The following is a 10,801-nucleotide window of genomic DNA, read 5'->3' on the forward strand; positions in this document are numbered from 1 at the left end:
GATTAGCCTATTTGGAAATCCTGAATGTCGATTGGCCCTAGAAAGTGAAAAGAGAGATTATCAGCCCGGATGCGGCATGATCATGACGTAAATCCAAACGGTTCAGCTACAAAAAATGCCGGTAGACCGCCCATACAGATTGCTCAAACAGCCTGTGAGTATGTTGTCGCGTAAGGTTGCGTCTCACAGGGGTTTGTCGTGATCGAAAACGAGCCCCGCAATCCGCTTTGTGATGGCTGGAAAATGTGCGGAGGACGCAGGAATGGTGAGAACGGATTGTCTGCATCCGCGCTGTCAGGCATGAAAGGGCGGAACTCCAAACTCTTCTTTCCGTTTGTCAGCAGGTTTTTAGATGTCAGAACATACTCCCATTGGTCTTGAACAAGAGCGTCGATCCATCAGAGCGTTGACCCATTCAGGGAATTTCCATCTTGATGAGACAATGGGGTATGTCATGCTTCATTACGCTCTTGCCCCCAAAGGAGATCTGCGCGCGCGTGTGATTGACCGTGCAGCGTCTGACGGGCTGGAACTGGTCCGTACGCGTGCCCCAGACCAGATTGCCCAGGCTGATATTGTTTTTGACGTAGGCGGCCGTCATGATCCTGCCCAGGGGCGGTATGATCACCACATGAAGGAAAAGCCCCTGCGTGAAGATGGGGTGCCATACAGCGCTGCAGGTTTGTTGTGGAAGGATTATGGCCGCGCTGCCCTGCGTAATATTCTGACCAGCCCGGTGGATGATGACACACTGGAGGCAATGTGGCGGACAATCGACAAATCCCTGATTCTGCCCATTGATCAGGATGACAATGGCGTTGCCAAAATGGGCAAGCTTTCTCTGGCGGATATTGTCTCCGCCTGTGGCCCTGCATGGGACACAATGGAACTGTATGGTCGGCAGGAAGCGCTGGCGCGGGAAGCTCTGGGTTTTGCCAATGCGGCGACAGCGGCGGCGGCTCATCTGGTCAACACGGTCGACCGTGTGCGGGCAAGCCTGAAGGCAACAGACCGCGTTCTGCAAGCCTATGAAAAAGCCGAAGACAAACGGATTCTGCTCATGGAAACCGGCATGCCGACCGAGAAGGTGATCTTCGAGCATGATCTTCCGGTTGTGTATGTTGTTTCCCCGGCTGGCCCGGATCAGTGGAACGTAAAGGCAATTCCGCCCGTGCGCGGGGATTTCGGCCAACGGGTTTCCCTGCCGGAAGCATGGGGTGGACTGGAAAAAGAGACGCTGGCGCAGGTCTCTGGCGTGGAAGACGCCGTGTTTGCGCATCCGGCCCGTTTCATTTGCGGTGCTAAAAGCCGGGAAGGGGCGCTGAAAATGGCGCAGCTTGCTTTGGAAATTGATGCAGCAAACCAGCCGCAATAAGGCGTAATCTTCCTGCCCCGTGAAAATTTTCCGGGGCAGAAGGAAAATGTCAGGCTTGAGTAAAAAAGGGAGAAGGGCAGATCTCTGCCAGTACTCTGTAACGATGCTTGAGTGGTCGGAAAAATAGACAGCCGCTTCGCTTGTTTACTGTATTTCTCAAATTTTTTGCCAAGGTTTGATGAGTGTTGGCACACGACACGTCATCAGGCACGCAAAGCGCCCATAGGGGCCAACCTGTATCAGGAAAATGCAGCCAGTTTTGCAAAAAAGCTGAAGGCTGAGTGGTTTTTACGTGTCTGTTTCTTATGCAGGCATGCTGAACAGGGGCCGGGCTGTAAAAAGCCCGGCCTTGAAAATGTCAGTTGCTGACACGTTCAATCTGGGCGCCACAGGCAGCCAGTTTGCGTTCCACGGCTTCATATCCGCGGTCCAGATGATAGACACGGCTTAGAATGGTTTCTCCATGGGCCGCCAGCCCCGCCAGAATCAGCGAGAAAGATGCCCGGAGGTCTGTTGCCATGACAGGTGCGCCAGAAAGGCTATGCACGCCCCGGATAATGGCGGAAGAGCCATGCACATTGATGCGTGCGCCCATACGGTTGAGTTCCGGCACATGCATGAACCGGTTTTCAAAAATGGTTTCCGTAATCATGGATGCGCCTTCCGCTACAGAAAGTAGCGCCATGAACTGGGCCTGCATGTCTGTCGGGAAGCCGGGGTAGGGTTCTGTCATGATATCAATGCCACGCAGCGCACCGGTGCGGCGCACGCGCATGGCATTTCCTTCCTGCGTTACTTCCACGCCCGCTTCTTCAAATGCGCGCACCACAGCGCCCAGATGTTCAACCTGGCCACCAATCAGGCGAAGGTCACCCCCGGTAATGGCCGCAGCGCAGGCATATGTGCCACATTCAATGCGGTCAGACATAATGCGGTGCGTGGTTCCGTGCAGGGCTTCCACACCATCAATAATAATGTGGCCTGTGCCCGCACCGGTAATCTTGGCACCCATGGCGTTCAGGCAGCTTGCCAGATCAGCCATTTCCGGCTCACGTGCCGCGTTGACAATTTCCGTGCGCCCTTTGGCCAGAGTGGCGGCCATCATCAGGTTTTCCGTTGCCCCAACCGAGGCGAACGGCAGCACGATGCGGTCGCCCTTCAGGCCCTCTGGGGCGCGGGCATGGATGTAGCCGTTTTCAAGCGTGATGACAGCGCCGAGTGTTTCCAGCCCCTTGAGGTGCATATCCACAGGGCGGGTGCCAATGGCGCAGCCACCGGGGAGGGAAACACGGGCTTCCCGACAGCGGGCGAGAAGTGGGCCCAGCACAAGGATGGAGGCCCGCATCTTGGAAACAATATCGTAAGGCGCTTCCGTGCTGGTGATTTCGCCCCCTACGGAAAGGGTGGTCTTGTCACCGTTTACAGCCTCAACCGTCAGGCCGTGCTGGGTCAGCAGGGCGCACATGGTGGCAATGTCCGCAATGTGCGGCACATTGGTCAGCACCAGACGTTCAGAAGTCAGCAGGCCTGCCACAAGCAGTTTCAGGCCAGCATTCTTGGCCCCGCCAATCGTGATTTCGCCGTGAAGGGGGCGGCCACCCCGGATAATGAATCTGTCCATGGGTTCTGCTTACATGCGGGGCGTGGCAACGCCACGCTGGCCCATATATTTGCCTGCGCGGTCTGCGTAGCTGGTCTCACACGGAGTTTCTCCCTTGAAGAACAGAAACTGGCAGATGCCTTCATTGGCATAAATGCGCGCAGGCAACGGGGTGGTGTTGCTGATCTCGATTGTTACCTGGCCTTCCCATTCGGGTTCCAGTGGTGTGACGTTCACAATAATACCGCAGCGGGCATAAGTGGATTTACCGAGGCATACCACCAGCACATCCCGCGGGATGCGGAAATATTCAATGGTGTGGGCCAGCACGAAGCTGTTGGGCGGAATGATGCATTCATCTGCCTTGCGGGACACAAATCCTTCAGGGCTGAAGTTCTTGGGGTCCACAATGGCGTTGTTCACATCCGTGAAAATACGGAAATCATCCGCCACGCGCGCATCATACCCGTAGGAGGACAGACCGTAGGAGATCACGCCTTCCCGTTTCTGGCTTTCTACAAACGGTTCGATCATGCCGTGATCCTGTGCCATCTGGCGGATCCAAGTATCGGGCATCACGGGCATGTCGGGGTTTCTCCATTGGCGGGGTCTGTTGGGGATGTGGCGGGCTGAGTATCCGCTTCCTGTTCCTGCCTGCTGCGGGCCTGCTGTTTACGGCGGCGCAGGTTGGCGCGCAACGCAGCGGCCTGCCGTGCTGCACGGTCAGCTTTTGCGTCTGCTGCCTTGGGCGTTACAGAAGGGCCGGAAGAGGGAGAAGAAGGCGTGTCAGTCATGCCAGCGTCAGAATGTTAAAGTATCCTCTGCTGCCTAGCAGAGAGGCGCTGCCATGCCTAGGTGCCGTGCGCGTCAAAGCGCGCGCGATGCCTGTATGGAACGCCTTCAGATGCATTCCATACAGGGGAATAATGGTCAGAGATTGGCGATCAGTTTCAGCCCCATGATGGAGGCATCAGGAATGTGGTGTGTCTCGCCCGGATGGATCATGTACTGGAACGTGGGCTGGATCAGCACGCCGGGAAAGGCATCTATGGCGTAATAGGCCTCAATGATATGGGAATCGTTCTGCACGCCATGCAGGGTGGAGCCCAGAGAGAGGCCTGCATCCTGCGCCAGAATCTGGCTTTCCCTCCTGCGGCGGCTGACATGATACCAGGAATACAGAACCCCCAGACGGTCTGTCAGACGGGAGGGGATGACCCCCACCAGAGAGAACCCGGCATAGGCCTGATCAGACAGATTGACCACGCGTGGGGTGACATGCACGTAACCTGCCATCAGATAGCCGCCGGCCATCATGTTACGCCCGCCACGCCGATAGATCATCTGGTCTGCTTCCACCCAGAACATGTCTGACGGGGCAGACCGTTTTCCGGGAATGGTTTCGGCAACCTTCTCAGGCAGTGCGGAGGAAATCTTGTCCGCATAGCGGGTGGTGTCATGCGCATAGCCGATCACATAGTGGCCCGGCAGACGGTTGCGGGTCAGAAAGGGCTGCCACGTGAATTCGATCGGCAGGGAGAGGCCAGTGGTATTTTCTGCTCCCCACGCCCAGCCGCTGGGGTTGTCGGTCAGGGCGCTGACGGAATACGCGCCTACCTGCAGCGCTGTATCGCGTGTTGGCCGCAGGCGCACCCGTGCGCCCCATGTGGCTTTGGGGTAAACGCTGAAACCCGGATTCTGCTTCAATGCAACAGGCGCGGAGCATGTGACCATGAAGGAGCACAGCAGCGGAGAGGTCGCAAACACATGGGTGAGGGACATGCGGCCGAAAATGACGTCCATGCGGTTCTGCATGAAGCGTTTTTCGGCATACAGATCCACCAGATGCGCCGCCACGTTGCCAGAAAGAGAATAGACTTCCTGCATGGCAACGTAATACTCGCCCAGCCGCCCGTTTTGCAGCGCCTTGCCTGCCCGTTCCATGACCAGTGCATGCACGGACCATCCTTTCAGATGTGCCATCCGTTCAAGATCAAATACGCCCTGAAGGGTGAGTTCATGCACATAGCTGACCCCTTTCTCCAGCCCTCCCGTCATCACGCCCATGGCTTCTCCCTTGTACGTGAAGGAGAATGTGAAGCCGCGGTCATGCAGCCAGTTTCTGGGGCCTGTCAGTTGTGGCACCAGATGGCCAGAGCCCGCCGTGGGTACGTAATAAGGGTCGTTCATGTCCATACGGCGGAGGGCGTCCAGCCGTGGTGGCAGCAGTCCTGATGGTCCTTCCCATGATGTCAGGGCATCAAGCTCCAGCGTGTGGGCCGCTCCCTGTTGATCCCCCGCCGGTGCGTAAGACTGCACACTCATGGTTGCGTAACCGGGGGTTGGCAGAACCGGTACGCCGCTTGGCGGAATAGGTGTGTTGGGCGGGCGCTTGATGGCAGCCGGATCAGGCCCAAGGCTGCCGGCATCCATCATGCCCGTATTCAGCGGGCGCGTGGTTGCCGTAACATTCGGGCGGACCTTTGCGCTCGGGCTGACAATGGCGTCCGTTACGGGGGCTACGGGTTTTTCCAGTGTCTGGGGGGCAGCCGCCGCTTTGTGCGGGCTTGCTCCCCAGGACACTATAAGCGCCAGGGCCAGATAGCCTGTATCCATACGGGATCTGGTGTACGACAGCGGGCGTTGCGTTTTATCGCAACGGGCTTCTGACAGTCTCATGCCTGAATTCTCGTTTTGTAGGAAAAAATGGCGATGCCTGAGGCTGAGGCGCAGGGGCCTCTAGCCGTTAACCGTGCAGGGTAAAGCCTACAGGGCTGTAACGTCCTGCACGGACGTGAACGGCTTTTCGCCATGCCGTTGCAAGGCCAAGGGCGTTCTGAGAAACAGGAGAAAACAGAAGAGTATCAGTCAAACAGCCAGCGTGATGAGAGTGCTGGCGGAACGTTGCTGCGGAAGAGGCGCTGTTTTTCATAATGCGTGGACCATTTCGTTTTTGTTTTTTGAGTGGTCAGGCAGAAGTTGAAACAGAAAGGAAAAACAGCGTCAACAATTGAGTAAGTTATAACAAGAAATATGAGCGAAAACGAAAGAAAATTACCAAAAATGTGATAATTATATCATAGCTTGCAAAGAAACCTGTCGGTTTATGAAGGGATCAGATCCCGCCATCCAGACAACACAGCATGCGAATGCTCTAACCCTGCCCGAAAGCCCGAAGAACACAGCGCTTCAAATTCCGCCTTATGCTCATAGGTGGGCATCAGCTTTTGCAGCAGGGCGTTTTTATGGGTGGCGGGGTGAAAATAGATTTCAGACACACCTTCGGGCAGATGCGCTGCCAGTGCGGCCACCTTGTCGGCGGTCATATGTCCGCTCCATGCCAGGCCGAAGCACCAGTCATTGGTTACCAGCCCTGCGGAAAGGATCTGGTGGCGGAGCAGGTTGGTCCACCGGCGGAGCGCTGCGTCTCCCAGCGTATCCGTGTAGGTACCAGCTGCGTAAAGCGGTTCTGGGGGTTCCAGCGGTGTGCGCACAGCCCGTAGGCCATACTGCTTGCCAATATCAATCAGCAGACGGCCAACCGTAGGGTGGAGATGCATGTGCTTGTGGGCGTTTGCATGGTCCAGAACCAGCCCTGTACGCCGAAAAGCCTCAAACTGGGCCGTGATCTCGGCTGCCAGTTCCTTACGGCCTTCGGGGCGGAAAAAGTAATCAATCCCCAGACCCAGTTGGGAGGAAGAGAACCAGCCATCGGGTTGCGTGACCAGTGGCAGACGGGTGTGGGGCAGAACAGAAGCCCCTTCAATCACCACCAGATGCAGCCCGATCCCAAGGTTGGGCAGGCGTTTTGCCCGTTCAACGGCATCTTCCGCAGCGGGGCCCGCCACCATCAGGCTGGCGGTAGAAAGCACACCTTCGCGGTGGGCGATCTCAATGGCCTCATTCACTTCAACCGACAGGCCGAAATCATCAGCGGAAATAATGGCGCGTTTCATGGGTAAACCCTGTCTTCCCGTCGCGGAGGGGAGAGTATGGCCAGACACAGGAGCCAGATCATACTCTCCAACCCAACAGGAAGTGGAGCGTTATCAGGCCGCGTTACGGTCGCGCAGGAAGTGGAAGAATTCCACACCTTCACGCAGGCGGCGCTTCATCATCTGCGGAGAACGAACCATTTCACTGACAATGGACGCAATCTTCGGGGCGCGGAAATAGAATTTCTTGTAGAATTCTTCCACGCTGGTGAAAATTTCCGTGTGGGACAGATGCGGATAATGCAGCGGCGCCATCTGCACGCCGTTTTCGTCAATCAGTTCCGCATTGCTTTCATCCAGCCAGCCGTTCTCGGTTGCCTGCTTATGCAGGGCCGTGCCCGGATACGGAGCGGCCAGAGACACCTGAAGGGTGTGCGGGTTGATTTCCTTGGCGAAGTTGATGGTTTCCTGAATGGTTTCCTTGGTTTCGCCCGGCAGACCCAGAATGAAGGTGCCGTGAATCTTGATTCCAAGTTCATGGCAGTTCTTGGTGAACTCACGCGCCACTTCAACGCGCATGCCCTTCTTGATGTTGTGCAGGATCTGCTGGTTGCCGCTTTCATATCCTACCAGCAGCAGGCGCAGGCCGTTGTCACGCAGAACTTTCAGGGTTTCACGCGGCACGTTGGCTTTGGCGTTGCAGGACCAGGTGATGCCCATCTTGCCCAGCTCACGCGCAATGGCTTCTGCACGGGGCAGGTCATCAGTGAAGGTATCATCATCAAAGAAGAATTCCTTCACCTGCGGGAAATACTGGCGTGCCAGCCGGATTTCGGCTGCCACATGCTGCGGGCTGCGCGTGCGGTAGCGGTGGCCACCCACCGTCTGCGGCCACAGGCAGAAGGTGCAGCGGGATTTACAGCCGCGACCAGTGTAGATGGAAATGTACGGGTGCATGAGATAGCCGATGAAGTAGTCTTCAATCCGCAGATCACGCTTGTACACTTCGGTCACGAAGGGCAGGCTGTCCATGTCTTCAATCATGGCGCGGTCACGGTTGGCGACAATCACGCCATCCTTGTTGCGCCATGTAATGCCGTCCACATCCTTGAAATCGCGGCCTTCAGCAATTTCCTTGATGGTGTAATCAAATTCGTTACGGGCCACGAAGTCGATCGGAGCACCTTTCAGCAGGCTTTCTTCCGGCTGAACGGCAACTTTTGCGCCCACCATCCCGATTTTCAGGTTGGGGTTGGTGTCCTTGAGCATCTGGGCCACCTGCACATCCTTCGCGAAGGAAGGGGTGGAGGTGTGCAGAACCACCAGATCGCGGTTCTTCGCGTCTTCCAGAATGGGGTCCATACCCATGCCAGCAGGCGGTGCGTCAATCAGACGGCTGCCTTCAACCATGGCGGCCGGCTGGGCAAGCCAGGTTGGATACCAGAAGGATTTGATCTCACGTCGCGCCTGATAGCGGGAACCAGCACCGCCATCAAAACCATCAAAGGTCGGAGGCTGGAGAAAAAGGGTTCTCATCATGGGTCTTATCCTGACAAGGCTGAAAGGTGTTCTGAGAAACTCAGGAAATATGGGTAGGGACTTACCGCCGAGGGAGGGGCGAGACAAGCAGTATCAGCGCTCTGCTGACAAATGCCCCGGAGACGGCGGGGGAATGGGGTGTGGCGCGACATGCATGGTCTGCCCACGCCAGTCCACACGTGTGCCACTGGCGCTACCCACCATAATGGCCGCAGAAAGCCAGTCTCTCATGGGCAAAAGTAGCAGGGGCCACAAGGGGCGGGTGCCGACCGTCCGGTCTATGAGCAGGGCGGTCACGGCCCGTATGGCCCATACGCTGAAGAACAGCAGGCACGCCCACAGCGCATGAGGCTGGAACAGAAACACCAGAGTCGCCCAGAAAAGCGGAAGCTGGATGGACGAGGCCGCATACCCGGCGGGAGCAAGGGTGCAGACTGTGCGGCCCCATCTGAGCTCGTGTGAAAGCAGTTCAGATGTATTGCGTTCCGCAATGGTGGTCCAGGTCAGGCAATCGGCAATGGTGATGTCATAACCCCGCTGCCGCACCAGCCGACCCAGAAGGGCATCATCCGCTACGTGGGGCAGTAGGGCTTCAAATCCTCCCACAGCGTCCAGCATCTCACGCTTCAGCGCCATGGTGGCGCCCAGACAGTCCTGTCGCCCCAGATAGCGGGACAGGATGACGCCGGGAAGGAAGTTGTGGTTGATCTGGCAGGCGGCCAGCATCTGCACCACGGTCGATTTGGCTGGCAGCCCGGCATACAGGGTGGTGACCAGCCCCGTGCCGGGTTTGCTCAGCGCGCTGACAATATGCCGCAGATAATCGGGGGTGACATGAATATCCGAGTCGGAAATGACCAGGATGTCATATTTCGCCTGAGGCAGAATGTTCATCAGATTGCTGATCTTGCGGTTCATCCCATGCACGGCGGGATTAATCACAATCTGCATATCCAGATGCGGGTGGCGTTGCTGGAGACGCCTGACAATGGCGATTGCGGGGTCATCATCGTCCCGCACACCAAAGAGAATTTGTACGGCTCCGACAGGGTAATCCTGCGTGCAGAAACTCTCCAGCGCTTCTTCCAGTAACGGCTCGGACCCATAAAGGGGCTTGAGAACCGTTACTGGAGGGAGCGGCGTGAGCGTGACCGGCTTACGCTCCTGCGTGCGGAAACGTCGGAGCAATAGTGCGCCCGCCATGGACTGGACGCACCCGCTAACCGCCAGCACAGCGCTTGCGGCAGCCAGAAAAGGGAAAGCGGACATTACAGCTCAGCCGTCACGCGGCCCAGATATGGGCTGTCGATACATCCGCTTGGTTTCACGTCCCTCTTCCTGCTCAATCTTTAGAAAAGGTTTTAACTTTGCGTTCCAGAACGTTGATCAGGCCCGGTACGCCACCAGATGTGAGCGTGGAGCTGAAATCGGAACGCTGGGCCGCGGCCTGGCTGATGCGGGATTCGCCCAGCAGCACATCAGTAATGCGCCAGCCGGAGGTGCCGTTATGCATGATGTAGCTTACGGGGGTGCCCGGCATGCTGTCGTCTGACCCGATATACGTGTTCACAACTTTATTATCACCCACAGGTGAATTTTCAATGGCCGGTTTTACGGTGAAGCGTGCACCAGAACCCGGCTTGAAGCTGGAAACATAACGGGCGATCGTGAAATCACGGAACGCGCTGAGCAGCTTCTGCTTGTCTTCCGCCGCCAAGGATTGATAGCGCAGGCCGATGGAGGCCTTCAGCACGGCGTCCAGATCATAGGCCTGATCAACCGCAGCCCCGACAATCTGGGAGCGTTCAGCAAAGCTGGCGCTTGAATTCTGAGCCTTGTCCAGTGCGGCATACAGGGTCTGCACTGGTGCGCTGACAGCACTGGCGGGAGCAGACTGAGCAACGGCTGCCGGAGCAAGAATGCTTGTTCCAGCAGCGGGGAGCAGTGCCATGCCCAGACCGAGCACAAGCCCTGCACGAAGAGAAATACGTTTCATGCTCATGATTTTGTTCCCGTTGAGCTGTTTGGCAAGTTCATTGGAAGCATGTCTCCGATGCCCAATGCGCTGAGAGCGGTTTTTGTAATGTGTGGTGCTGTAAGTCCAGCCTGCTCGTATTGAGCATCCTGCGAATTATGGTCGATGAAGATATCGGGCAGGGTGAGGGGGCGGAAACGGACGTTATCGAGCAGGCCGGTGCGGGCCAGATGATGGCCGACCTGCGTGCCGAATCCGCCAATCGAGCCTTCTTCCAGCGTGATCAGCACGGCATGGTTGCGGGCCAGGTTTTCCACCAGTTCCACATCAATCGGCTTGGCAAAGCGCGCATCGGCCACCGTGGGCGGCAGGCCATG

The 10,801-nt window shown here is 57.0% G+C and carries 11 protein-coding genes; 1 reads left to right on the forward strand and 10 read right to left on the reverse strand.

Annotated features, from left to right (window positions below; all coding sequences use genetic code 11):
• Positions 1–352 precede the first annotated feature (352 nt).
• A complete protein-coding gene (locus tag AD948_RS01045) occupies positions 353–1,375 on the forward strand; it encodes an MYG1 family protein (RefSeq protein WP_061470319.1) in 1,023 nt (340 codons plus the stop codon).
• Between the two features lie 358 nt (positions 1,376–1,733).
• Here the strand turns inward: AD948_RS01045 and murA are convergent, their stop codons facing one another.
• From murA to AD948_RS01095, 10 genes are all read right to left on the reverse strand, one after another.
• Positions 1,734–2,996: a UDP-N-acetylglucosamine 1-carboxyvinyltransferase gene (gene murA / locus AD948_RS01050; protein ID WP_006559356.1), complete on the reverse strand. Its 1,263-nt coding sequence runs from the start codon at positions 2,994–2,996 to the stop codon at positions 1,734–1,736.
• Between the two features lie 9 nt (positions 2,997–3,005).
• Positions 3,006–3,560 (reverse strand): dCTP deaminase, encoded by a 555-nt coding sequence (gene dcd / locus AD948_RS01055; RefSeq protein ID WP_035377510.1) that lies wholly within the window; start codon positions 3,558–3,560, stop codon positions 3,006–3,008.
• On the reverse strand, positions 3,551–3,769 hold the full coding sequence (locus AD948_RS01060; RefSeq protein ID WP_006559358.1) for a hypothetical protein: 219 nt from the start codon (positions 3,767–3,769) through the stop codon (positions 3,551–3,553). The genes dcd and AD948_RS01060 overlap by 10 nt, the downstream gene beginning before the upstream one ends.
• A 136-nt stretch (positions 3,770–3,905) precedes the next feature.
• Positions 3,906–5,591: a carbohydrate porin gene (locus AD948_RS01065; RefSeq protein WP_061470320.1), complete on the reverse strand. Its 1,686-nt coding sequence runs from the start codon at positions 5,589–5,591 to the stop codon at positions 3,906–3,908.
• A 130-nt stretch (positions 5,592–5,721) separates the two neighbouring features.
• Positions 5,722–5,907 carry a hypothetical protein gene (locus AD948_RS01070; RefSeq protein ID WP_045541470.1) on the reverse strand — a complete coding sequence of 62 codons (186 nt, stop codon included), beginning with the start codon at positions 5,905–5,907 and terminating at the stop codon, positions 5,722–5,724.
• Positions 5,908–6,079: 172 nt separating this feature from the next.
• Positions 6,080–6,931 (reverse strand): hopanoid biosynthesis-associated protein HpnK, encoded by an 852-nt coding sequence (gene hpnK / locus AD948_RS01075; protein ID WP_061470321.1) that lies wholly within the window; start codon positions 6,929–6,931, stop codon positions 6,080–6,082.
• Between the two features lie 93 nt (positions 6,932–7,024).
• Positions 7,025–8,449 (reverse strand): hopanoid biosynthesis associated radical SAM protein HpnJ, encoded by a 1,425-nt coding sequence (gene hpnJ / locus AD948_RS01080; protein ID WP_006559363.1) that lies wholly within the window; start codon positions 8,447–8,449, stop codon positions 7,025–7,027.
• A gap of 93 nt (positions 8,450–8,542) precedes the next feature.
• Positions 8,543–9,718, reverse strand: coding sequence for a bacteriohopanetetrol glucosamine biosynthesis glycosyltransferase HpnI (hpnI, locus tag AD948_RS01085; protein ID WP_061470322.1), 1,176 nt, complete (start codon positions 9,716–9,718; stop codon positions 8,543–8,545).
• A gap of 73 nt (positions 9,719–9,791) precedes the next feature.
• A complete protein-coding gene (locus AD948_RS01090) occupies positions 9,792–10,445 on the reverse strand; it encodes an ABC transporter substrate-binding protein (protein ID WP_039904963.1) in 654 nt (217 codons plus the stop codon).
• 2 nt (positions 10,446–10,447) lie between these two features.
• Positions 10,448–10,801 (reverse strand): transketolase C-terminal domain-containing protein (locus AD948_RS01095; protein WP_276325345.1); only part of this gene is annotated, 354 nt, incomplete at its 5' end.

The organism is Acetobacter senegalensis (assembly GCF_001580995.1).
In the GTDB taxonomy this organism is placed as follows: domain Bacteria; phylum Pseudomonadota; class Alphaproteobacteria; order Acetobacterales; family Acetobacteraceae; genus Acetobacter; species Acetobacter senegalensis.